The 23,014-nt window shown below is 63.8% G+C and carries 15 protein-coding genes and 2 pseudogenes; 10 read left to right on the top strand and 7 right to left on the bottom strand.

Going from position 1 to position 23,014, the window contains the following annotated elements:
- Positions 1–331: 331 nt before the first annotated feature.
- The 5 genes and pseudogenes from BEMPMBAN_RS02215 to BEMPMBAN_RS02195 all read right to left on the bottom strand — a co-directional run bounded on the left by BEMPMBAN_RS02215 (position 332) and on the right by BEMPMBAN_RS02195 (position 8,514).
- Positions 332–1,728: pseudogene (locus BEMPMBAN_RS02215) on the bottom strand (IS1380 family transposase).
- Positions 1,729–1,995: 267 nt separating this feature from the next.
- Complete coding sequence (locus tag BEMPMBAN_RS02210; protein WP_067992169.1) at positions 1,996–3,552, bottom strand: acyl-CoA synthetase; 1,557 nt, start codon at positions 3,550–3,552, stop codon at positions 1,996–1,998.
- 126 nt (positions 3,553–3,678) lie between these two features.
- A complete protein-coding gene (locus BEMPMBAN_RS02205) occupies positions 3,679–4,833 on the bottom strand; it encodes an acyl-CoA dehydrogenase family protein (protein ID WP_067992172.1) in 1,155 nt (384 codons plus the stop codon).
- A 58-nt stretch (positions 4,834–4,891) separates the two neighbouring features.
- On the bottom strand, positions 4,892–6,907 hold the full coding sequence (locus BEMPMBAN_RS02200; RefSeq protein ID WP_172527842.1) for an acetyl/propionyl/methylcrotonyl-CoA carboxylase subunit alpha: 2,016 nt from the start codon (positions 6,905–6,907) through the stop codon (positions 4,892–4,894).
- Positions 6,908–6,912: 5 nt separating this feature from the next.
- The gene (locus BEMPMBAN_RS02195; RefSeq protein WP_067992181.1) at positions 6,913–8,514 is read right to left on the bottom strand and encodes an acyl-CoA carboxylase subunit beta; all 1,602 of its coding nucleotides are present in this window, start codon (positions 8,512–8,514) and stop codon (positions 6,913–6,915) included.
- A gap of 106 nt (positions 8,515–8,620) precedes the next feature.
- Here BEMPMBAN_RS02195 and BEMPMBAN_RS02190 point away from each other — a divergent pair, with 106 nt between their 5' ends.
- Positions 8,621–9,820 carry an acyl-CoA dehydrogenase family protein gene (locus BEMPMBAN_RS02190; protein WP_370492758.1) on the top strand — a complete coding sequence of 400 codons (1,200 nt, stop codon included), beginning with the start codon at positions 8,621–8,623 and terminating at the stop codon, positions 9,818–9,820.
- A 147-nt stretch (positions 9,821–9,967) separates the two neighbouring features.
- On the opposite strand, the gene BEMPMBAN_RS02185 is transcribed toward BEMPMBAN_RS02190, so the two are convergent.
- Positions 9,968–10,609, bottom strand: coding sequence for a TetR/AcrR family transcriptional regulator (locus tag BEMPMBAN_RS02185; protein WP_085981139.1), 642 nt, complete (start codon positions 10,607–10,609; stop codon positions 9,968–9,970).
- A 141-nt stretch (positions 10,610–10,750) separates the two neighbouring features.
- On the opposite strand from BEMPMBAN_RS02185, the gene BEMPMBAN_RS02180 reads away from it, so the two are divergent.
- The 8 genes and pseudogenes from BEMPMBAN_RS02180 (at position 10,751) to BEMPMBAN_RS02145 (ending at position 20,427) form a co-directional block, all read left to right on the top strand.
- A complete protein-coding gene (locus BEMPMBAN_RS02180) occupies positions 10,751–11,587 on the top strand; it encodes an SDR family NAD(P)-dependent oxidoreductase (RefSeq protein ID WP_011895452.1) in 837 nt (278 codons plus the stop codon).
- A 31-nt stretch (positions 11,588–11,618) separates the two neighbouring features.
- The gene (locus BEMPMBAN_RS02175) at positions 11,619–12,542 is read left to right on the top strand and encodes a hypothetical protein (protein ID WP_011895451.1); all 924 of its coding nucleotides are present in this window, start codon (positions 11,619–11,621) and stop codon (positions 12,540–12,542) included.
- Entirely contained in the window at positions 12,539–14,209 is a 1,671-nt protein-coding gene (locus BEMPMBAN_RS02170) for a flavin-containing monooxygenase (RefSeq protein WP_011895450.1), read from the top strand. Before BEMPMBAN_RS02175 ends, BEMPMBAN_RS02170 begins: the two co-directional genes overlap by 4 nt.
- 71 nt (positions 14,210–14,280) lie before the next feature.
- Positions 14,281–15,795 carry a flavin-containing monooxygenase gene (locus BEMPMBAN_RS02165; protein WP_041800854.1) on the top strand — a complete coding sequence of 505 codons (1,515 nt, stop codon included), beginning with the start codon at positions 14,281–14,283 and terminating at the stop codon, positions 15,793–15,795.
- Positions 15,792–16,754 (top strand): alpha/beta hydrolase, encoded by a 963-nt coding sequence (locus BEMPMBAN_RS02160; protein ID WP_067992185.1) that lies wholly within the window; start codon positions 15,792–15,794, stop codon positions 16,752–16,754. The genes BEMPMBAN_RS02165 and BEMPMBAN_RS02160 overlap by 4 nt, the downstream gene beginning before the upstream one ends.
- A gap of 62 nt (positions 16,755–16,816) precedes the next feature.
- On the top strand, positions 16,817–18,406 hold the full coding sequence (locus BEMPMBAN_RS02155) for a flavin-containing monooxygenase (protein ID WP_068001988.1): 1,590 nt from the start codon (positions 16,817–16,819) through the stop codon (positions 18,404–18,406).
- A 352-nt stretch (positions 18,407–18,758) separates the two neighbouring features.
- Positions 18,759–19,463, top strand: a pseudogene (locus BEMPMBAN_RS02150) (cytochrome P450); the annotation flags it as partial.
- Between the two features lie 163 nt (positions 19,464–19,626).
- A complete protein-coding gene (locus BEMPMBAN_RS02145) occupies positions 19,627–20,427 on the top strand; it encodes an SDR family NAD(P)-dependent oxidoreductase (RefSeq protein WP_109558230.1) in 801 nt (266 codons plus the stop codon).
- A 53-nt stretch (positions 20,428–20,480) separates the two neighbouring features.
- Here BEMPMBAN_RS02145 and BEMPMBAN_RS02140 read toward each other — a convergent pair whose 3' ends face one another.
- Entirely contained in the window at positions 20,481–21,158 is a 678-nt protein-coding gene (locus BEMPMBAN_RS02140; protein WP_225397498.1) for a TetR/AcrR family transcriptional regulator, read from the bottom strand.
- A gap of 143 nt (positions 21,159–21,301) precedes the next feature.
- Between BEMPMBAN_RS02140 and BEMPMBAN_RS02135 the strand changes: the two genes are divergently transcribed.
- Positions 21,302–22,447 (top strand): acyl-CoA dehydrogenase family protein, encoded by a 1,146-nt coding sequence (locus tag BEMPMBAN_RS02135; protein WP_011895443.1) that lies wholly within the window; start codon positions 21,302–21,304, stop codon positions 22,445–22,447.
- Positions 22,448–23,014: the final 567 nt, after the last annotated feature.

Below are 23,014 nucleotides of genomic sequence, written 5' to 3'. Positions count from 1 at the left end.
TTCGACGCTGCCGCGGGGCTCTGCTGCGGGCAGGCTGATCGAGTGGAGTCGTCGATCGCCGCCGTACGGAGCTGAAGCAACCCATTCACCGAAGCTCATCGACGTCAGACACGCTCAAGCACCCATCGCGCAAGGCGACAGGCGAGTCGTGGCGCAGGTTGCGACTTGTCGGCCCAGACAACCAGGAGGCATAAGCCTTGATCCACCGATGAGCTGTCGTGGCTGAGGCTGGAATGGTTTGGTGGTCGCTTGCTGGCTGTGAGCAGGGGGTATCGGCTGGTCTGTCCAGCTTTTTCCTGTGTGCTCCGGTCGTGGCCTTTCGGCGGATTGGTCAGGTGGGGGCGGTTGCTGGCGGGCTGTGGCCGATGGTGTTGCGCCACAATCGGAGCCAGTGCGTCGCCCACGGCCAGTGGGCTGGTAGGTGCAGGATGGGTCGGCGTTGGGGGCGGGCCAGTCGGGCCGGGATGGTGATGAGGCGTCGGCGCAGGGTGGCGCCGCGAGCCACCGCGTGTGCACCGCCGGCCAGGATGCCGGCGGCGCGCTGCAGGTTGTGGGCGATGGCCGCGCACAGTATCCAGGCAGAGTTCGCCCCGAAACGTCCCGAGGGCATGTGGGCCAGGGGTCCGTCGATGAGGTCGGCGAACACGGTTTCGATGATCGCGTGGCGGCGGTGAGTGATGTCAGCGACGTCGACGGGTTCGTCGGTGTCGGTGAAGAACGGGTGATATCGCCAGACCGGGAACAGGGCGTCGGGGTATCGGGCGTCTTTGACCCGGCGCACGATCAACCGTGCCGTGATCGGAGTCTTCGTGGAACTGAAAGCGGTGCAGGTGGTTTCGGCGACTTCGGCATCGGAGATCCAGGCACCGGTGTCGGGATCGCGGCGGGATAGCACACCGGGATCCACGCGGTGTCATTGATGTCGGCGATGGCCGCGACGACTGCGGCGGTCTTGGTCAGCACCAGCGAGAACCGGGCACCGGCGCGGCGGCAGGCGGTGACCACGCTGCTGTTGCCGTAGGCCGAGTCGCCGCGCACCAGGATGCGCCCGGTGACACCGGCGCCGCGGGCGGTGGCGACGGCTTGGGCGATCATGCGGGCCGCGCCTTTGCCCGAGTTGGTCTTGCCCGCCCGCAGTCGTGCTCCGGTGATCACCGGAGCGCAGTGTTCGGTGCTGATGGTGGTCACCAACGGGGAAAGACCCTTGCGCAGGATCTGCTTGCCGGCGATTTTGGTGTGGCCGTAGCTCGCACCTTGTTTGGCCTGGCCGTAGACCGGGCGCAGCAGTGAGTCGATGTCGATGAACACCCGCCCGTCGGCGCCGGGCAACAGATCGACACGCTCGCACAGAGCGCCCACGTGCTCACTGAGCACCGACTCCAGTTGCCGGGCATGGCCGAAGGTGAACTCCCGCAACAAGGTTCCGATGGTCGACGGGGCGTACACCTCGCCGAACAGGGTCTTCATCCCGCCGCTACGAACTACGTCGAGGTCGTCGATGCTGTCCGCGCCGGTGCACATCCCGGCGATCAGCGTGGTCAGCTTCGGCGACGGATTGGCCGCACCGGACTTGACCCGCTCGCAGCTGAACCGAACTTTGTCGGCCAATGACGATGACAGTCCGGTCTGCTCGGCAAGGGCCATCACCGGTACCAGGCCTGCGCACGACACCAGACGCTCATCATCGAAGACCGCCGACGATGCGGCGAACCTATGGGACACTTGCACCGGAAGTGCCTTTCCGAGTTGTGCCGATAAGTGCGTAGAGAACACTCATCATCGCAGCTCAGAGGGCACTTTCCTCATTCCGACACCCCACGACCAGCCAATTCATCGGTGGATCGAGGATAAGAACATCCGACAAGTGGCGCGCGTGGTCTTGCCACGCGCTAGACGTTAGCGACGATTAACATCTTCAGCTATTTGCAGCGGCGACCGTGGCTACTCGTCGTGACAACACTTCCCAAACCCGCGCTCCGCCTCCGGTGTCGTGCCTCAGCGCTGGACGACGCCGCCCTCGACGCCGGTGAATCGCTTGCGCAGCTCGGTCTTGAGGAGCTTGCCGGTGGCGTTGCGGGGCAGCTCGGGAAGGAGGTGCACTTCGCGGGGGCACTTGAAATGCGCCAGCCGTTCGCGGCACCAGGCGATCAGTTCGTCGGCGCTGGGTTCCTGCTCGGCGGCTGGGTCGGCCACCACCACCGCGACGACGCGCTCACCCCACTTGTCGTCCGGACCGCCGACCACCGCGGCGTCGAGCACACCGGGGTGACGGAACAGCACCTGCTCGACCTCGATGGGGTAGACATTTTCCCCGCCCGAGATGATCATGTCCTTCTTGCGGTCGACGAGCGTGATGTAGCCGTCGGCGTCGATCCGGCCGAGGTCGCCGGTGTGGAACCAGCCGCCCCGGAAGGCCTCGGCGGTGGTCGCCGGCTTCATCCAGTACCCGACGAACACGTTGGGTCCGCGCACCAGGAGTTCGCCGACGGTGTCGGCCGGGACGTCCCGGTCGTCGGCGTCCACGATGCGGGCATCGACGTGCATGGCGACCCGGCCGATTGATCCGGCCCGCGTCGTGATGTTGGCGGCGTCCAAGACCGAGACCATGGGTGCAGTCTCGGTCATCCCAAATCCCTCGGTGAAGGGGACGCCACGTTGCTGCATGAAGTCGATGACAGTCAGCGGCATCGGTGCGCCGCCGCCCATGGCCAGACGCAACGCGGAGAGATCGTAGGAGTCGAAGTCGGGCACCTGGGTCAGCGCCGACCACATCGCCGGCACCATGAACTGGACGGTGGCGCGGCTTTCGGCCATCGCCTTGAGCGTGCTCACCGGGTTGAACGACGGGAGGATCACGCTGGTCCCGCCGACGTAGAGCAATGGCAGCGTATGTACCCCGAGCCCGCCGATGTGGAACATGGGGGCGACTGCAACAGTCACGTCGCTGCCGGTCAGGCCTTGTTCGGCGCCCAGCACGTTGATGGCGTTCCACAGTAGGTTGTCGTGGGTGAGGATGGCGCCCTTCGGGCGGCCGGTGGTGCCCGAGGTGTACATGATGAACGCGGCGTCGCGGCCCTCGACGTCGCTGTCGAGAGGCTCGGGGGCGCCGCCGGAGAGCAGGTCTGGGTAGGCGATCTCGCCGTCGGCCGGGGCGCCCCCGGCCCGGACCGTGTGGCGGACCCGGACCCCCGGCTCGGCCAGCGCGCTGACCGCCGCCGCCGCGAGCGGCTCGTGGAACACGAACACGTCGGCGCCGGAGTCGGCGAGGATGTAGCCGATCTCCGGGCCTGCGAGTCGGACGTTGATCGGGATGGTGATGGCGCCGATCTTCGCGCAGCCGAGGAGGACCTCCATGAACTCGACCGAGTTCACCAGCAGTATGGCCACCCGGTCCCCCTTGCGGACGCCGAGACGCAACAGGTTCGAAGCGACCTGGTTGGTGCGCCGATCGAAGTCGGAGTACGTGAAGCTGGTGTCACCGCAGACGAACGCCGTGCGCTGCCCGTTGAGGAAGGCCCGTTTGGTGACCCACTGACCGATACCGCGATCCATGTTGATTTGCCTCCTCGGCAGTTTTGGTTGACAAATGCTCGGTAAGGCAGGACCCGGCCCCGGCGGGCGACCGATCACCACCGTCCGTCTTGTAGACCGAAGCGGACACGAACGGATGAAGGATGCTCAGTATGAGCGGGGCAGGTTCAGGCTGTGCTGAGCCACATAGTTGAGGATCATCTCTCGGCTGATCGGCGCGGTGCGCATCAGCCGCACCGGGCCCCAGAGAGTGGCCAGCCCGTACTCGGTGGCCAACCCGTTGCCGCCGTGGGTCTGGATCGCCTGGTCGAGGGCCAGGATGCCGGCCTCCGCCGCAGCGTATTTGGCCATGTTCGACGCCTCCGCGGAACCGGGGTCGCCGGCGTCGTGCAGTGAGGCCGCCCGCTGGGTCATCAGCCGGGCCAGCTCCAGCTGGATCTTGGCGTGCGCAAGCGGGTGGGACAGGCCCTGGTGGGCTCCGATCGGCACGTCCCAGACCTTGCGCTCGCGCGCGTAGGCCGACGCCTTGTCCAGCGCGTAGCGGCCGATGCCGTTGCCCAGGGCGGCGCCCATGATGCGTTCGGGGTTGAGGCCCATGAACACCTGACGCAGACCGTCGTTTTCCGCGCCGATCAGGTTCTCGGCCGGCACCCGCACGTCGTCGAAGAACAGCGTGAACTGCTTCTCCGGTGTCACCGCCTGCACCGGGATGAGGGTCTTGGTCAACCCGGGCGCGTCGGTCGGGACCACCAGCAGGCTCAGCCGTCCGCGGCCGCGGTCGTCGGTCGCGGTGCGGGTGACGACCAGGATGGCCTCCGCCTCGTCGACGCCGGAAATGTAGTACTTGGTGCCGTTGAGCACCCAATCCCCACCGACGCGCTTGGCGTGGGTGGAGATGTTGTGAGAGTTCGAGCCCGCATCCGGCTCGGTGATCGCGAACGCCATGATGATCTCGCCGCTGGCGATGCCCGGCAGCCAGCGCGCCTTTAGCTCGTCGCTGCCGAAAGCCTCGATGATCGTGCCGCAGATGGTGGGGGAGACCACCGTCATCAGCAGCGGGCAGCCGGCCGCGGCCAGTTCCTCACCGACGATCTGCATGTCGTAGATGCCGCCGCCACCGCCGCCGTACTGCTCGGCGATGTTGACCCCGAGGAACCCCTGCTTGCCCACGGCCTGCCAGAGTTCCGAACTCTTCTCCCCGCCGAGCGACTTGGCCACGTAGTAGTCGTGCCCGAAGTCCTTGGCGATCTCGGACACGGCCTTGCGCAGCGCTCGCCGTTCCTCGGTCTCGTGCAGTTCCATACCGCTCTCCTACTTCGAAGTCACCCGCCACCGGGGCCGGTGACGGGTCTGATGGTGCTCAATCCTCGTCTGCACTGTCGGCCGCTCCGACCACCGCGAGGGCATCGCCGGTGGACACCTGCTGACCCACCTCGACCGAGAGTTCGGCGACGATCCCGTCGATCGGGCTGGCGATGGTGTGTTCCATCTTCATCGCCTCCACCACGACCAAGGCCTGCCCGGCCGTCACGACGTCGCCCGCGGCGACGGGCAGCCGGATCACCGAACCCGGCATAGGCGCCGTCAGCGAGCCCGCCGGCTTGAGCGTGCTGGGGTCCAGGAACCGCGGTACCTGGGTGAACGCAGTGGACCCGGCAGGGCTGTCAACGTAGGCGATGTCGCCGTCGAGGACGACGTCGTAGCCGCGCCGTACCCCGCCGGTCTCCAGGACCACCCGGTCCGGCCGCTGCACGAGCACCCTGACGTCCTCGACCGGTTTGCCGTCGACTTCGACCTCGACGCCGTCGCGGAGCAGCGCATAGCCCACCCGACGCTCGCGGCCGTCGGCGGTCAGCCATCCGGTGGACTGCAGTTGGGACGGGTTGTTGCGCCACCCGGCAGGCAGCGTCGGCTGGACGGGGGCCGCCGCGCGGCGTCCCGCGACCTGGGCGAGTGTGGCCGCGATGGCGTGCAAGCCCTCCCCGTCGCGGTCGATGAGGGCTGCGCCGAGGTCGGCCACGTCGTGGCGGTCGAGGAACCCGGTGTCGGTGCCGCGTCCGGCGAACTCGTCGTGGCGCAGAACGCGAACCAGCAGATCCCGGTTGGTGGTGAGTCCGTGGATCCGGGCGCCGGCGAGCGCGGCGGACAGCGCGCCGAGCGCCTCGGCGCGGGTGGGCGCCCAGGCGATCACCTTGGCCAGCATGGCGTCATAGTGGTGGCTGACCACCGAGCCGTCGCGCACGCCGGAGTCCACCCGGACCCCGACGTGGTCGGGGATCTGCATCGTGCGCAGCGTTCCGGTCTGCGGCAGGTAGCCCTTCGTGGGGTCCTCGGCGTAGAGCCGGGCCTCGACCGCGTGGCCGGTGATCCGCGGCTTGCTCACCTCGGCAGGCAGTGGCCGACCCATCGCCACCAGCAACTGCAGGCGCACGAGGTCGAGCCCGGTGACGAGTTCGGTGACCGGGTGCTCGACCTGCAGCCGGGTGTTCATCTCCAGGAAGGCGAACGTCCCGTCGTCATCGCCGCCGTTCGCGTCGAGGACGAACTCGACCGTTCCGGCCCCGACGTAACCCACGGCCTGTGCCGCCGCGACCGCCGCCGCGCCCATCCGGGCGCGCAGGTCGTCGTCGACGACGGGCGAGGGCGCCTCCTCGATGACCTTTTGGTGGCGGCGCTGCACCGAGCACTCCCGCTCGAACAGCGAGACAACCGTGCCGTGCATGTCGGCCAACAGCTGGATCTCAACGTGGCGGGGACGCTGCACGTACCGCTCGAGGAACACCGTGCCGTCCGAGAACGCCGACATCGCCTCGCGCGAGGCCGAGGCCACGGCTCCGTCGAGGTCGTCGGCCGACTCGACAACCCGCATGCCGCGCCCGCCGCCACCCGCGCTCGCCTTGACCAGCAGCGGGTAGCCGATCTCGGCGCCGAGCTTGCGCAGCTTGTCGGGGTCCAGGCCGGTCGCGTCGCCGCCCGGGAGAACCGGCACGCCCGCATCGGCCATCATCGCCTTGGCCGTCAGCTTGGAACCCATCGCGTCGATGGCATCCGGCGGCGGGCCGACGAACACGAGCCCGGCGTCGGCGCAGGCCCGCGCGAAGCCGGCGTTCTCCGACATGAAGCCGTAGCCGGGATGCACGGCGTCGGCGCCGGTGAGGAGGGCGGCGGCGATCACCCGGTCACCGTCGAGGTAGGTCTCCGCCGGCGAGGAACCCGGTAGCCGGACGGCCTCGTCGGCATCGTCCACGTGCCAGGCGTCGGCGTCGGCGTCGGAGTACACGGCGACGGTCGCGATGCCGAGTTCGCGACAGGTGCGAAACACGCGTCGGGCGATCTCTCCCCGGTTGGCCACCAGCAGCTTCTTGATCACGGGCATCGCCATCACATCCGGAACACGCCGTAGCCACGCTGGCCACGGATCTCGCTGTTGTGGACCACGGAAAGGCAGAACCCGAGAACGGTACGGGTGTCGCGCGGGTCGATGATCCCGTCGTCGTAGAGCCTGCCGCTGTTGGCCAGCGCCAACGACTCACGCTCGATCTGGCCCTCGACGGCAGCGCGCATCTGGGCGTCGGCCTCCTCGTCGAACGGGAGCCCCCGGTCGGCGGCCGACTCGCGGGCCACGATCGACAGCACGCCCGCGAGCTGGGCCGGGCCCATGACGGCCGAACGCGAGTTGGGCCAGGTGAACAGGAAGCGGGGAAAGTAGGACCGCCCGCACATCCCGTAATTGCCCGCACCGTAGGACGCGCCCATCACGATCGTCAGGTGTGGGACAGCGCTGTTGGAGACGGCGTTGATCATCTTCGCGCCGTCCTTGATGATGCCACCCTGCTCGTACTCCGCGCCGACCATGTAGCCGGTGGTGTTCTGCAGAAACACCAGTGGCGTGTCGATCTGGTTCGCCAGCTGAATAAACTGGGCGGCCTTCTCCGCCTCCTCGCTGAACAGGATTCCGCGCGCGTTGGCAAGGATCCCTACCGGGTATCCGTGGATCGAGGCCCAACCGGTGACCAGCGAGGTGCCGTATAGCGGCTTGAACTCGTCGAAGGCGGACCCGTCCACGATTCGGGCGATGACATCACGTGGGTCGAAGGGAACCTTCGGGTCCACCGAAGCGATCCCGAGGAGTTGGTCGGGGTCTCGCAGCGGGGGGGTCGGTGGCTGTGTCGGGCCGGGCCCGAGCTTGCGCCAGTTCAGTCTGGCCATGATGCGCCGCCCGATCCGGATGGCGTCCTGCTCGTCCTCGGCCATGTAGTCGGCCAGCCCGGAGGTGCGGGCGTGCATGTCGGCGCCGCCGAGCGACTCGTCGTCGGACACTTCGCCGGTCGCCATCTTCACCAGCGGCGGACCACCGAGGAAGACCTTGGACCGGTTGCGGACCATCACCACGTAATCACACATGCCGGGGATGTACGCGCCGCCTGCCGTCGAGTTACCGAATACCAGCGCCAGTGTCGGCAGGCCCTGCGCGCTGTGCTGGGTGAGGTCGTTGAATAGCTGGCCCCCGGGCACGAAGATCTCGGCCTGCGTGGGCAGGTCCGCCCCGCCCGACTCGACGACGTTGATGATGGGCAGCCGGTTCTCGCGGGCGACTGCCATGCCCCGGAACACTTTTCGGAAGGTGTAGGGGTTCGAGGCTCCGCCGCGCACGGTCGGGTCGTGCGCGATGATCATCGACTCGACGCCTTCGACGATGCCGATGCCGACCACAACGCTGCCGCCCACCGGAAACTTCGTGCCCCACGCCGCGAACGGACAGAGTTCCAGGAAGGCCGTGTCGGGGTCGATGAGCAGCTCGACGCGCTCCCGAGCCAGCATCTTGCCGCGGCTACGGTGCCGGGCGACGTACTTCTCGCCGCCGCCACCGTTGGCCAGCGCCAGCTGTTCGGCGAGCGCATGGAGCTGCGCGATGAGTCCCTCGCGATTCTCGAGGTATACCGGCGCGCGGGTGTCGACCCGGTCGGGCAGGACGTCAATCAACTTTCCTCCAGGTGACATCAACGTCGATCTCCTGACACGCTACGTTATCGGTCATTAACATTCGACGACAATGGGGTCGACGTGGCAATCGTGCCGTCCCCGAGTGATCACAGCAGGAGCAACTCACATGAAACAGCCGGATCAGCGGGAAGCGGAGGCGGCCGCAGCCGACCCGTGGATGACGCCCGAGCGCATCTCGTTGCGCAACCTCGCGATGTCGTTCACCCAGAAGGAGATCGTTCCTCACCTGCAAGACTGGGAGGACGCCGGAGAGCTCCCTAGAGAACTCCACCGCCGCGCAGCCGCAGCGGGGTTGCTGGGCATCGGGTTCGCCGAAGAGATCGGTGGCTCCGGCGGTGACCTGCGCGACCTGGTGCTGCTCACCGAGGCCGTGATGGAGGCCGGCGGCTCGTCGGGCTTACTGGCCAGCCTACTTACGCATCACATCGCAGTGCCCCATATGGCCGCGCAGGGCGATCCCGAGCAGATCCGCAGCTTCGTGGCGCCGACCCTGGCCGGGGAGAAGATCGGCAGCCTTGGCATCACCGAACCCGACACCGGTTCTGACGTCGCCGGCATCCGCACTACCGCACGGCGCGACGGCGACCACTACGTGGTCAACGGTGCGAAGCTGTTCATCACCTCGGGTGTCCGCGCCGATTTCGTGACCACCGCCGTGCGTACCGGCGGCCCGGGCCCGTCGGGGATTTCTCTGCTCGTGGTGGAGCGTGGCGCCACGGGTTTCTTGGTCTCGCGGGCACTGAAGAAGATGGGCTGGCTGTGCTCCGATACCGCCGAACTCGGATTCACCGACGTGCGCGTGCCGGTGGTCAATCTGGTTGGCCCCGAAGGCAGCGGATTCCTGCAGATCATGCAACAGTTCCAGGTCGAACGTGCTTTCATCGCCGTCCAGTGCTACGCCACGGCCCAGCGCTGCCTCGACCTGACGCTGGATTGGGTGAAGAAGCGCGAAACCTTCGGTCGACCGCTATCCACCCGACAGGTGGTGCGGCACAAGATCGTCGATATCGCGACGGCCGTCGACGTCGCCCGTACGTACACCCGTGCCGCTGTGGACCGCATCGTCGCCGGAGACACCGACGTGCGGATGGTCTCGATGGCCAAGAACCAAGCCGTAGAGGCCTGCGCGCTCGCCGTTGACACGGCCGTCCAACTATACGGTGGCATGGGCTACCTACGCGAGACCGAGGTCGAAAGGCACTATCGCGATTCGCGCATCCTGGGTATCGGGGGCGGCACCACCGAAATCATGAAGGAGATCATCGCCAAGCAGATTGGCCTCTGAGTGAAGCCGCCATTCGACAGCAGGAGCGTCGGCTTGGCAGGTCGACGAGACGGACCTTCCACCGTTTCTAAGGTAAGTCAACGGTGTGTCACGACCCCTGCGGCCAATGCAGCCTCCGCCACCGGGAAATTGCCTCCGGAGTACCAGCTAGCCAAACTTATCAACCACGTAGCGGCGAGCCAGCGTCTCAGCAAGTCTACTCGTATGTTCGACGATGTCGACCTGACTTACATCGACCAGTAGTCCTGCGTGCCAAGCGCTGATCAGTTCGACGAAGCCGCCGACCGCTACAAACGTGTCCATACGCAGAGCCATTTCGTCTGCGTCAGGCTTCAGATGCGGCTTGCTGGCGGCCATGACGAGCTGGGTTGCTTCCTGCAAGGCCACCGCTCGGCGATCTTGCAATGTTGAACTGCCGACGTGCTGTGTCAGCAGGATCTGTGCTCGCCCGGCATCCTGCGCGATGCGGAGAACAACGATCGAGATTGCGGCGCGAATGGTTTCGATCGGTGGTTGACCGACGCGTTCGGCAAATGTTGCCGAAACCTCGCCGAGCATCTCGTCCCGCACGTTGTCCCACGCTGCTACGAGCAACTCATCGCGCGTCTTGAACTCCTCGTAGAAATATCGGTCGTTCAGCGCGGCTCTGGAGCAGACCCCACGCATTGTCACGGCAGCCCATCCGCTTTCCGTCCAGATCTCCGTCGCCGCGTTCACTAGGCGCCGCCGCCGGTCAGCCCGTCGTTCGGCGCCAGTACGCCCGCCCCACCTTGCTGCCTTTGTCCGCACGAATACATCTTGACAAAGGCAGGAGCGCCGCATCAAACTGGTGGCAGGCGACCACAATTGTGTTCGCCGCCACCAGATGGCTGCAGGCCGGCTTGTCTCACAGGTCAGGCGTCGCCGTAATCTGCAAAGGATTCAGTAGTGATGGATATCTTGAGGTGGGACAGACCGCCTCGCCTGAGCCGCCGCGCCAACGCGGTCGTAACGGGAGCGGGCAGCGGAATTGGCCGTGCCTTCGCGGTGGAGCTCGCCCGTAGAGGTGGACGAGTGGTGTGTGCCGACATCGACCCGGTGCGTGCCAAGGAGACGGTCGGGCTCGTCGTCCAAGCCGGCGGCGAGGGGCTCGACATCGCATGCGATGTCACGGACGAAGAGCAGGTCCGCGAACTCGCCGACAGCGCCGAGAAGTGGTTCGGCGCGGCAGCCAGCCTGGTGATCAACAACGCGGGCATCGGAATCGGTGGCAATGTCATCGGCGCGACGCCCAAGCGGGACTGGGAAGCGACACTTTCAGTCAACTTGTGGGGAGTGATTTACGGCTGCGAGATCTTCGTACCGCGACTTCGTGCGAAGGGCAGCGGGGGAATTATCAACGTCGCATCGGCTGCAAGTTTTGGAGCAGCGCCCCGGATGGGTGCCTATAACGTCAGCAAGGCCGGCGTGCTCTCGCTATCCGAGACTTTGGCGGCCGAGCTGAGTGGTACTGGTGTGGCGGTGACTGTACTGTGCCCGACATTTGTCAAGACCAACATCGTCGATAACCCTGGTATTGAGGAGTCGGCCGCCAAGCTGGCAACGAATTTGATGAAGTGGACCGGCGTGTCGGCGGAATCGGTGGCGCGCAAAACGTTGGACGCGAACGATCGCGGTCAGTTGCACGTCCTACCCCAAGTCGACGCGAAGATTCTCTGGTTATTTAAGCGGGCAGTGCCTGCCACGTATACCCGTGCGCTCGGTTTGGTTGAGCGAATCGCGCGCTAAGTCATTCCAGACAAAGACAAAGGAGACTCCAATGGCATTCAAATACAGCGATATGCTCGAGACGATCAAGAATCGGCAGTGGGCGCTGGCCGACATCGATTGGGATGCGCCGGGCGCCGATAAAATCACTGATGAGCAGCGGCCCGAACTGAAGCAGTTCATGGCTGACGTGGTGTGGATAGAACACGTCGGTGCACGCGCGTTCGCCGCCATGGCGCCGAAAGCGCCGTTCGAGGCTCTAGGTGACATCTACCGGTATTTCCATGCCGAGGAGCAGCGGCACGCCAACGCGGAGCTGGCGCTCATGCAGCGGTGGGGGATGCTCGAGGAAGGGGAAATCCCGGTGCCGAACAAGAATATTCGACTGGTCATCGAGTGGATCGACCGATACGCCGAGGCCCTCCCGCTGACGGTGATCGGAGCGGCGATCCCAGCCTTGGAGACTGCGCTCGACGGAGCATTGCTCAAGTTCCTTCTCGACGAGGTGCAGGATCCGCTCTGCGCCGAGGTCTTCAACAAGGTCAACAACGACGAATCGCGGCACTTGGCAGTGGGATTCCAGGTTCTGAACGACCTCGGCGCCAGCCCCATGCGCATTCATGCGACTCAGACGATGGGGGCGCTCATCGACCCGAGAATCCTTCTCGGCGGCGTCCTCTACGTGCCGTTGCTCACCAGGATGTTGACCAATCTCAACGCCATGGGATTGTCGGAGGAGAAGCTCTACAACGCGGTGATGCGGTACGAGAACGTCGGAGATCGTAGTGAGTTCACGCGCCGCGTTCCGGGCTACCACATCTTGAAGGCTCACATGTCCGCCAGCATCAAGCGTTCTCAGCCATTGCATTTCATTTCGCAGCGGCTGGGTACCGCGATCGACCACTTCCCCACCGAGGTGCTCGGTAAGTCACCGACGTGGACAGAAGAGCTGACCTACGAACCGGTGGCCAGATGAGCGACACCACGACCGTCTTGATCGTCGGTGCGGGTTTCGCCGGCCTGGGAACCGCAATCCGGTTGCTACAACAGGGTATCGACGATTTCGTTGTCCTTGAACGTGCCGACGAGGTGGGTGGTACCTGGCGGGACAACACCTATCCCGGCGCGGCGTGCGACATCCCGTCGCTGCTCTATTCCTACGGGTTCGAGCAAAATCCGGACTGGTCCCGCGCGTATTCGGGCAGCGCCGAGATCCTCGGCTACATCAAGACGATGGTCGACAAGTACTCGCTGTCGCGTTTCATCCGGTTCGGAGTGAACGTCACCGGTCTGGAGTTCGACGAGGAAAGCGCACTGTGGACGGCGCAGACAGCTGACGGCTCGCAGTTCACGGCGCGCACCGCAGTGATGGCCAGTGGGCCGCTGGCGAATGCGAGCCTGCCGGACATCCGCGGACTGGACACCTTCGATGGTCACAAGATCCACAGTGCGCGTTGGGATCACGACTACGACATGAGCGACAAACGTGTCGCCGTGATCGGCACCGGAGCCAGCGCTGTTCAGATCATTCCCGAACTGGTGAAGACTGCGCGGTCGGTCAAGGTCTTCCAACGCACCCCCGGCTGGGTCCTCCCTCGGCCCGACTTCTCCCATCCGCAGTGGGTGCGGACGGCGTTTCGTCGCTTGCCTCGCGTGCAGAACGTCGGACGGCAGGCGTGGTTTTGGGGCCACGAGCTCATGGCCGTCGGCATGGTCTGGGATACCCCGGTCACCACTGGCATCCAGCTACTGGCGAAGGCGAATTTGCGGAGGCAGGTATCGGATACTTGGCTCAGGCGCCAGCTGACGCCGAACTTCCGTGCCGGCTGCAAACGGATGCTGATGAGCAGCGATTACTACCCCGCTCTTCAGCGCGACAACTGCAAGCTCGTCTCATGGCCGATCGCGACCCTGTCGCCGAATGGCATACGGACCGCAGATGGCATCGAACACGAACTGGACTGCATCGTCTTCGCCACCGGCTTCGATGTATGCAAGGCTGGCACACCTTTTCCCATCCGAGGCGCGCATGGTCGTGAGCTCTCCGACGAGTGGTCCCAGGGCGCCTATGCGTACCGGAGCGTCACCGTCGCAGGCTATCCCAATCTTTTCTTCACCTTCGGACCAAATTCAGGGCCCGGCCATAACTCGGCCCTCGTGTACATGGAGGCCGAGATCAACTACATCGTCAAAGCCATCGGCGCGATCATCGCGAATGATCTCAGTACGCTCGAGGTCCGCGAAGATCGGCAAAATAATTACCACGGCGAGGTACAGCAGCGGTTGGGAAGTACGACTTGGAATTCGGGTTGCAAGAGCTGGTACCTCACGAATGACGGATACAACGGCACCATGTACCCCGGTTTCGCCACCCAGTTCAAGCGCGCACTGTCCAAGGTCGACATGGGTGATTATGTAACGACCCCGACAACCGCACGAACTGAGCACCACCCAACCGAACACGCCCAAAACGGCTCGAATGTGGCCAAGGTTGCCCAGGGCCGCAAGGCCAAGGTAGCCCAGGGCCGAAAAAGCGCAGGCGCCCTGCCAACGCGGTCTGACGTCAAAGCCGACATCCTGGACGTGGGCGTCGGGAAGGTACCGCCTAAGCGCGCAGCCTCGAGAGTGAGGAAAGACGCTTGAGTGTCCATGTTGCGGGCGACGAGAATGCCCCCACCTCCGGAGCCCCTACGTACGAGGTCCCCACCCACGAGATATTGGTCATCGGAGCTGGATTCTCCGGGATCGGAGTGGGCATCAAGCTGCTGAAGGAAGGTTTCTCGGACTTCCTCATCGTTGATGAGGCCCAAGGGGTGGGTGGAACCTGGTACTGGAATACCTACCCGGGGATTGCAGTAGACATTCCGTCATATAGTTACCAATTCTCCTTTGAGAAACGCCCGTCGTGGTCCCGTACCTATGCGCCGGGGATCGAACTGAAGAACTACGCGAAGCATTGCGTGAAAAAATATGGCCTCGCGTCGCGCATCCGCTTCGGAGTCACGGTTGTGAGGGCTGAGTTCGACGAAGAATCGACATTGTGGCGTTTGTTTACCTCGACGGACGAGGAACTGACAGCGAGGTTCGTCATCAATGCCTCCGGGGTTCTCACGCGACCAAAATCGCCGGACATACCGGGGGTCGGGGACTTCGGCGGGGTCACGATGCACACGTCGCGCTGGGACCACCAGCAGACCCTCACCGGAAAGAGGGTCGCCGTCATCGGGACGGGCGCCTCGGCGGTGCAACTGATCCCCTCGATAGCCAAGGACGTGGACACACTCACCGTCTTTCAGCGCACCCCGATATGGTGTCTGCCGAAATTCGACTTCGCGGTGCCCCGCCCGCTGAGTGCTCTTCTCCGGCTCGCACCCGGAGCGCAGATCGCCGCGCGGGGAGCCAGCCAGGCCTTTGTCGAACTCACCTTTCCCGTCGCAGCGCACTTCCATACCGCCATACCGCTGGCGTCGGCGATCGAGCGTGCAGCGATCAGCTATATGCGTCGGCAGGTCACCGACCCGGTCGTTCGGGAGAAGCTGACGCCGCGTTACGCGCTGGGCTGCAAGCGACCAAGCTTTCACAACGAATATTTGAAGACGTTCAACCGCGAGAACGTCCTTCTTGAAACCAACCCCATCACCCGGGTGGATGAGACCGCGGTAATTACGGCCGATGGCGTCAGACACGAGATCGACGTGCTCGTCCTGGCAACGGGATTCAAGGTCATGGAATCGGACAGCATGCCCACCTACTCGCTCAGAGGTGTCGCCGGCCGAGACCAGGCACAGTGGTGGGACGAGAACCGACTCCAGGCATATGAGGGAGTCAGCGTGCCAGGATTCCCGAACCATTTCTCAGTGTTTGGCCCGTACGGATACAACGGGTCGTCCTACTTCGCACTCATCGAGGCACAGGCGGGTCACATTCTCCGTTGCCTCCGGCATGCCAGGACGGCCGACTCGAACTACGTCGAGGTACGCGAGGAGGCGAATCAACGCTTCTTCGCGGAGATGCTGGCACGGCGGCATACGCAGGTCTTCTGGCAGGACAGCTGCGCGGGCGCGAACAGCTATTACTTCGACAAGCATGGGGACGTGCCTCTGCGTCCCACGACGACGGTCGAGTCGATCTGGCGCAGTCGACGATTCGACTTGGCCGACTACCGTTTCGAACGGCGACCGGCGAAAAAGGCGGACACTGCCCCACAGAAGGTGGACACCGCCGGATGAGTTCACCTGCCAGGCCGAATCCGAGCATGGCGAGCCACCTGGTCGCGGCAACGGCGCGAGGCGTTCTTCGACCTCTCACGCAAGTGATTCCGGCCAACGACCATGGCTTCGCGGTCATGGACCGCGTGCTACGGGGAACACTCGTGGTGTCGCGGCCAAGGCGCGCAATCAGTGTCGAGAAGGTAGACACGCCCTTCGCCGGTGAACGTGTGCGAGGCGACTGGGTCAAGGCGGCCAACGTGGCCTCGGATGCTCCGCCGATTCTTTATATACACGGCGGCGCATTTTCTATGTGCTCTCCCGAGACCCACCGTGGCCTCATCAGCGAACTGTCCGCGGCCGCCCGCAGGCCGGTATTTGCCGTGCGCTATCGATTGGTCCCGAAATATCCCTTCCCGGCGGCCGCAGATGATGCACTGATCGCCTATCGATGGTTGACAGAGGGAAGCGCGATCACCGCGTCTTCTGGCACGGTGGCGCTCGCCGGCGATTCCGCAGGCGGCCAGCTTGCTGCGGCGACGGCGCTTGGCGCTCGGGAACATCGACTGCCGACGCCGGATGCCATGCTGCTGATGTCGCCGGTGCTGGATTTGACATGCCAACTCGCGATGGACCGTGATCTGCGCAGACGGGACCCCTTTGCGTCCGCCATCTCTGCGTCGAGAACAATTGGTCTGTACGTGGCGGGCGCCGATCCAGCCGACCCGAGGATAAGCGTGCTCGATGCTGATCTCACGGACATGCCACCAACTTTGATTCAGGTCGGCGGACGAGAGATGTTGCTCGACGACTCCAGAGTCTTTGCCAAACGTCTGCAAACTGCAGGGGTCTCCTCGCAGTTGCAAGTTTTCCGCGGCCAGATCCATGTCTTCCAGGCGATGTTTCGCCTACTGCCAGAAGCACGTGAGGCCCTCAGGCTCGGTGGCGAGTTCTTGGCTACTTCGGCCACCGTCCGTTGACAGCGTCCCTGCGCACGCCTTGACCACGAGGCGCCCCAGCACGAAGGTTGTATGAGCTAACGATGAAACCCGTGAAACGTGAACCAACCCAGGACAATCCCCCTGGTAACCCCTCGATCGTCATCATCGGCGCTGGCTTCGCCGGAATTACCCTTGCACTTCGCCTCAAACGCGCAGGGTTCGACAGGGTCCTCATTGTCGAAAAGGGCGATGGTGTCGGGGGAGTCTGGCGGGAGAACACCTACCCAGGGGCGGCCTGTGACGTCCCGTCGCAGTTGTACTCGATCTCCTCGGCGCCGAATCCCAGGTGGGGTCGGCGTTACGCAGAACAAGGCGATATCCTCGCCTACCTTCGCCGCGTCGCCGACGAAAGTGGTTTGCTGTCCCTCCTTCGGACCAAAACCGAAATCGCTAAGGCGGCCTTCGATGAGCGCACGAACACATGGCGTCTGACCACGACTACCAGTCAGGAATTGGAGTGCGATGTCGTCATTTCGGCCGTGGGCCAGCTGTCCCGACCCTCAGTTCCTGATATTCCTGGAATCTCGGGCTTCGCGGGCCCGTCGTTTCATTCCGCGAATTGGGACCACGATCTGAATCTCAGCGGCAAGCGGCTTGCGGTCGTCGGCACCGGCGCTAGTTCGGTGCAGTTCGTCCCGGTGGTCGCCGCAGGCGCTGAGCACTTGGACGTTTTCCAACGGTCAGCCCCATGGGTGCTGCCCAAATTCGACCGTCAGTACGGTGGGCGGCATCACCAACTGCTGCGCAAGTTGCCCATTCTGCGGCTCAGCGAACGTCTGATGATTTGGACGATATTCGAGTTCTTGGCGTTGGCACTCGTCGACGCGAAGCCAGTAGCGCGAGTCTTGGGAGTCATCGCCCTCCGGCACCTAGGTCGCCAGGTGTCGGATGCCCGGCTGCGTTCCCACCTGACGCCGGACTATGCGCCCGGGTGCAAGAGGATTCTGTTCTCCAGCGACTATTACCCCGCGCTCGCACGTCCCAACGTTTCATTGGTCACCGACGATATCCGGGCAGTAGAACCTGGCGGAATCCGCACGGTGAACGGCGACTTCCACGCCGCCGACGTGATCATCTACGGCACTGGCTTCAGTGCCACCGAGTTTCTTTCCCCGATGGAGGTCTACGGCCGCTCGGACCGGAAATTGTCGGACGTGTGGGCGGATGGCGCGCACGCCTACTACGGCCTATCGGTGCCAGAGTTTCCGAATTTCCTCATGATGTACGGGCCCAACACCAACGTGGGATCCGGGTCCATCGTCTACATGCTCGAATCGCAGGCCCGACACATCGTCAGGTTGATGAAGGTTCTCCGTGCCCATCCAGGAAGTGTTATCGAGGTCCGTGCCGATGTGGAGAAGCGCTTCAACGACCGGTTGAGTCGCCGCCTGGACAGATCCGTGTGGACTATGTGCACGAGCTGGTATCGCTCGGCGCGGGGGTCGATCTCTACCAACTGGCCCAGCCCGACCTTCTTGTATCGCCTTCGTGCGCGCAGGCCGAAGCGGCGCGCTTACGTCCTGTCGCGTCCCGCGCCCGCGAACTCGTCGCGCAGGGGGACACCCGAGCCGGCCAACACCCATCTGGCCGACATGCCCTATGCCCCAAGCGGGGCCGATAGCGTCGACTAGTGGCGGCTCTGTTCAGTGACGGGTATCCGAGGACGGCGGGGAGTCGCTGACATTCGAGCGGCAACTGTGACCGCCGTTGACAGGGTGGTCACCGGTGTAAACGATGGGTGAAATCCTTCCGATAATGCGAGAAACAACATCAAGGGGGCACTCGATGACCAAATCGCCGTCCGGTTCGGCAAGCAAGTCCCGTGACCGGCTGTTGTCGGTACTACTGAATCCCCTCCCGCAGCGCGTCGAGCGCGCTATCCAGGAGTGAGTCGACGATGGCCGGTTCGCGAACTTGCCGCGCCGCCGACCGGTAGCGGATTGAAGCCAGTTATCGGCGATCAGGGATTGCCTCTCGTTGGCCTTCGCCCGGAACTTACCGGCGGCACGCTCGGGGCAGAATGGTGATTTACTCGCCGCGCTATGTGAGGCGCGCGCCAGGACGGCGAACGCTTCACTGATGCGGACAGCATAAATCAAATGATCTTTCTGATGATGGCCGCTCATGACACGTCAACGATCACCACTGCCGCTGTGGCGTACTTCTTGGCGAAGAATCCTGAATGGCAGGATCGACTTCGTGCTGAGTCTGACCGTCTAGGCGACGATCTGTCGGACATTGAGGACCTGGAGGGGCTTACGGCGATGGACTTGGTCATCAAGGAGTCGCTCAGACTAGTTGCACCGGTACCGTTGGTTATGCGTAAGACGGTGACCGACACCCTAATTGATGGCTACTACGTCCCCTCCGGAGTGCTCGTCGTCATCACGCCTGCGGTCAACCACTTTGCGCCCACAGTGTCGACCGAGCCGGACCGGTTTGACCCAACGCGACTCGAGCCGCCACGGCGCGAGGATCAGGCCCACCGCTTCGCCTGGCTTCCGTTCGGAGGAGGCGCGCACAAGCGCATCGGGATGCACTTCGGCACCTTGGAGGTGAAGGCAATACTGCACGAGATGCTGCGGGAATTCACCTGGAGTCTGGATGACGGCTACCGCGTTCGGTGGGACAATACGTCCCTGCCTGTTCCCTGTCGACGGCCTACCTATTACGTTGTGTCGCCGATGATATCTAGGTCATTCCACGAGACTTTTGAGTGCTTAGCCGAGCACATCGCCCTTACAGGGCGCCGGCGGAATCGACGCAGTCCTCCAAGTGGCCTCGGAGATCCTCAACAAACCCCGGCGAACCGTAGTCGGCAAACCTACGCAAACTGCCGGAAAGGATGGTCATGCTAGAACCATCAACAGCCGTCGTCACAGGAGCAGGTCGAGGGATTGGTCTGGAGATCGCGAGACAACTCGCCGCTGCCGGTCACAAGGTTTTGCTCACGGATGTGGATGGCGACGCAGCGGAGCGCGCTGCCACCGAGGTCGGCGGTGGCGCTTGGAGCGCCACGCACGACGTACGAGATCCGTCGGGTCATCGGGAAGTCGCTGCTCAGGCTTTAGCCGCTGGCCCTCTGGCGGTGTGGGTAAACAACGCTGGGATCCTACTCGCGGGTAACAGCTGGAGTCACAGCGATGCCGAGATTGCGTCGATCCTCGATGTCAATGTACGAGGTGTCGTTGCCGGCTCACACGCGGCAGTTGTCGCTATGGGCGCGGGTGGGGGCGCGATCCTCAACATCGCGTCCCTCTCGGCTCTGGCGCCCATCCCTGGATTAGCGATGTACGCAGCAACCAAAGCGGCCGTATTGTCGTTCACCACATCGCTGCAGGGCGACCTTGACCATGCGGGATTGCCAATCCACGCACGGGCGCTATGCCCTGACGTGGTAAGTACGAAAATGGTCACCGACCGGGTTGCCGACCCTGGGGCGGCGCTTCTGTTCGCCGGACCGCGTCCAATGGATGCTGCGGCCGTGGCCCGCGCGGGACTCGAGTTGCTGGAGAGTCGCCAGATATTCCGGGTAGTTCCTCGGTGGCGTGGCGTAGTTGCGCGCACTAGCGATGCTGCGCCGTCGCTTGGATTGAAAGCTTTCGCGTTGATGCGCGGCGTCGGTGAGCGGCGCCAACGCAATCATCGTTGATGGCGGTGTCGAAGACGGAGGGTTTAGCGTGGGGAGGCTCGAATTGTACCTGGTCAGGTTTTCGGTTCGCAGAGTGGTAAGTGGGGATCAAGCTGGAATCCCAGTTCCTGCAGCCTGTCATTGATTATCAACCAGGTTTGCCGTGTCAACCGAATGACGAGTTCGTCACGAGTGGAGTCGCGATGGTCCAGCCACCATAGGACCGAAGCGTCCATCAAGCCCATGATGGCGGCGACATTGCGGTCTGCCGCCTCTGAGTCCTCGCCGTAGCGAGGAAAGTAACGGGCACCCGCGACGGCGAGTTCAGAGGCGAATGCGCTGCTGCCGGGCGCGGTCTTCTCGGTGCTGCGCCGATAGTGTCGGTTCACCAGGAACCGATAGAGGTTGGGGTGTTCGTCAGCCCACATGACGTGCTGAGTGACCGGCGCGCGTATCACGTCTAGCGGCGATCCCTGGACATCCAGAGTTAGGCGAATCTTCGCAGTGAGTTCGCGGTGGACGTGACGAGCCACGGCAAGATCGAGTTCTTCTTTACTTGCGAAGTGGCGGTAGAAGTGTGTGCGTCCCAAACCGGCCTTGTCTGCGATTTGGCCCGTGAGTGCGTGGGGCCCGTTCTCTTCGATTGCGCTGAGCGCCGCTTCGATGATCTGTTCACGACGTAGTTCACGGCCCGGCAACCTACTGGCCGCGCGGCGTACCGCTGTGGTGTCCACCCAGTGCTGTCGCTCCACGATGTCACCGTAACGCCCCGCGCTCTGGAAAGTTCTGGGTACGTGTTGTACCCGGCGTGCGATTCGTGGTACACCATGTACCCACAGGCGAAGCGAGACCATTGCGGGATCGGTGCGCAAGCAAACACAGTGAGGACTTTGTAATGGCAGCCAACCGCTCTAGCTGGATGGACGACGACCTCGACGCACTGCGGGATTTGGCACGTACGTTCTGTGAGAAGGAGGTCGCGCCGCACAGTGCCCGCTTCATCGAGCAGCACCACGTGGATCGGGACCTGTGGACCCGGGCGGGTGATCTTGGGTTGCTGTGCATGTCAATCCCCGAGCAGTACGGCGGAGGTGGGGGAACGTTCGCTCACGAAGCAGTCTTGATTGAGGAACAGGCCCGCATCGGCGATTCGGCATGGGGCGCGCCGCTTCATAGTGGAATCGTCGCCCACTACCTGCTCGAGTACGGCACCGATGAGCAGAAGGAACGCTTTCTTCCCAGACTGGCAACTGGTGAGATGGTTGGCGCGATTGCGATGACGGAGCCGGGCACTGGCTCCGATCTCCAATCTGTCACGACCAAGGCATCGCGCGTTGGAGACGAATACGTTGTCAACGGTTCCAAAACGTTCATCACCAACGGCGCTCAGGCCGACCTCATCATCGTCGTTGCGAAGACCGACCCCAGTGCCGGAGCGAACGGAATCTCGTTGGTTTTGGTCGAAGGCGATCGACCGGGCTTTCGGCGGGGTCGGGTGTTGGACAAGGTCGGTCAGCGCGGACAGGACACCTCCGAGCTCTATTTCGAAGATGTGCACATTCCGGTTGAGAACCTCCTGGGTACGACTGAAGGCCAGGGGTTCATTCAGTTGATGCAGCAACTTCCCCAAGAGCGATTGATCCTTGCGCTTGGTGCAGTGACAGTACTAGAAACAGCGCTCGAGTTCACTGTGGAATACACCAAAGATCGGCATGCCTTCGGCAAGCCCGTCTTCGCCTTCCAAAACACCAAGTTCAAGCTCGCCGAGGTCGCCACCGACGCCCACATCAGCCGCGTTTTCATCGACGACTGCGTCGCCCGCCATCTGCGCGGTGAACTCGACATCCCCACCGTCGCGATGGCGAAATGGTGGACTACTGAGCGTGCGATGGTCGCCCTTGATGACTGCTTGCAGCTCCACGGCGGCTACGGCTATATGACCGAGTATCCCATCGGCAGGATGTGGGCCGATGCTCGCGTTCAGAAGATCTACGGTGGGACAAACGAGATTATGAAGGAGATCATTGCTCGGTCGCTTTAGATCGAATTCGACCGCTAGATTGGTTACGAGGGGCCGCGATAGCGAGGTGGCGTTCGCTTATCAAGTCGGTGGTGACTGTTCATTAGGCGGTCACTGTTCACTAGGCGGATACCCGGCGAGCTCGCTTCAAACGGGGGCCTTACTCGGCCGGCCTGGGCGCGCCGCGCCCGAGACAGGTTGACCTTGCTGCTGACGCCCTTCAGACGATATGCGCCGGCGGACGACCACCGGAGGCCTGCGTCGTCGACGATCACCCGCGTGGAGTCCCACCAACACTGCGCCTGGCCGCGCCGCCGCGCTCACTCGGCTGGCCAGGTTCACGGGGTTGCCGAACCAGTCGCCCGCGCGCGAGACCGCTGACCCGGACGCCACGCCAATCCTCAAGGAAGGCAGGTCATTTGCTGACGCGCTGTCGATCAGGTCCAGCATCGTCGTCACCAGCGGCGTCGGTCGTGATGAGACCAGCATGACCGCGCCCCGAGGGTTTCACGAATCTCAACCGGTGGGTTGGCAGCCTCGCGCGCAGCAGTCGCGAGTCGATTCGCGAGCCTCTCCAAATCGTCGGGC

Origin of the sequence: Mycolicibacterium austroafricanum (assembly GCF_902705885.1) — a bacterium.
In the GTDB taxonomy this organism is placed as follows: domain Bacteria; phylum Actinomycetota; class Actinomycetes; order Mycobacteriales; family Mycobacteriaceae; genus Mycobacterium; species Mycobacterium vanbaalenii_A.
This window is presented reverse-complemented; position numbering and strand designations above follow the sequence as displayed.

Bases quoted from the DNA above. Each gene is read 5' to 3' on its own strand.
- BEMPMBAN_RS02180 (WP_011895452.1), top strand. From the start codon at position 10,751: ATGGATATCTTGAGGTGGGACAGACCGCCTCGCCTGAGCCGCCGCGCC.
- BEMPMBAN_RS02160 (WP_067992185.1), top strand. From the start codon at position 15,792: ATGAGTTCACCTGCCAGGCCGAATCCGAGCATGGCGAGCCACCTGGTC.
- BEMPMBAN_RS02135 (WP_011895443.1), top strand. From the start codon at position 21,302: ATGGCAGCCAACCGCTCTAGCTGGATGGACGACGACCTCGACGCACTG.
- BEMPMBAN_RS02170 (WP_011895450.1), top strand. From the start codon at position 12,539: ATGAGCGACACCACGACCGTCTTGATCGTCGGTGCGGGTTTCGCCGGC.
- BEMPMBAN_RS02205 (WP_067992172.1), bottom strand. From the start codon at position 4,833: ATGGAACTGCACGAGACCGAGGAACGGCGAGCGCTGCGCAAGGCCGTG.
- BEMPMBAN_RS02175 (WP_011895451.1), top strand. From the start codon at position 11,619: ATGGCATTCAAATACAGCGATATGCTCGAGACGATCAAGAATCGGCAG.
- BEMPMBAN_RS02145 (WP_109558230.1), top strand. From the start codon at position 19,627: ATGCTAGAACCATCAACAGCCGTCGTCACAGGAGCAGGTCGAGGGATT.
- BEMPMBAN_RS02155 (WP_068001988.1), top strand. From the start codon at position 16,817: ATGAAACCCGTGAAACGTGAACCAACCCAGGACAATCCCCCTGGTAAC.
- BEMPMBAN_RS02210 (WP_067992169.1), bottom strand. From the start codon at position 3,552: ATGGATCGCGGTATCGGTCAGTGGGTCACCAAACGGGCCTTCCTCAAC.
- BEMPMBAN_RS02200 (WP_172527842.1), bottom strand. From the start codon at position 6,907: ATGCCCGTGATCAAGAAGCTGCTGGTGGCCAACCGGGGAGAGATCGCC.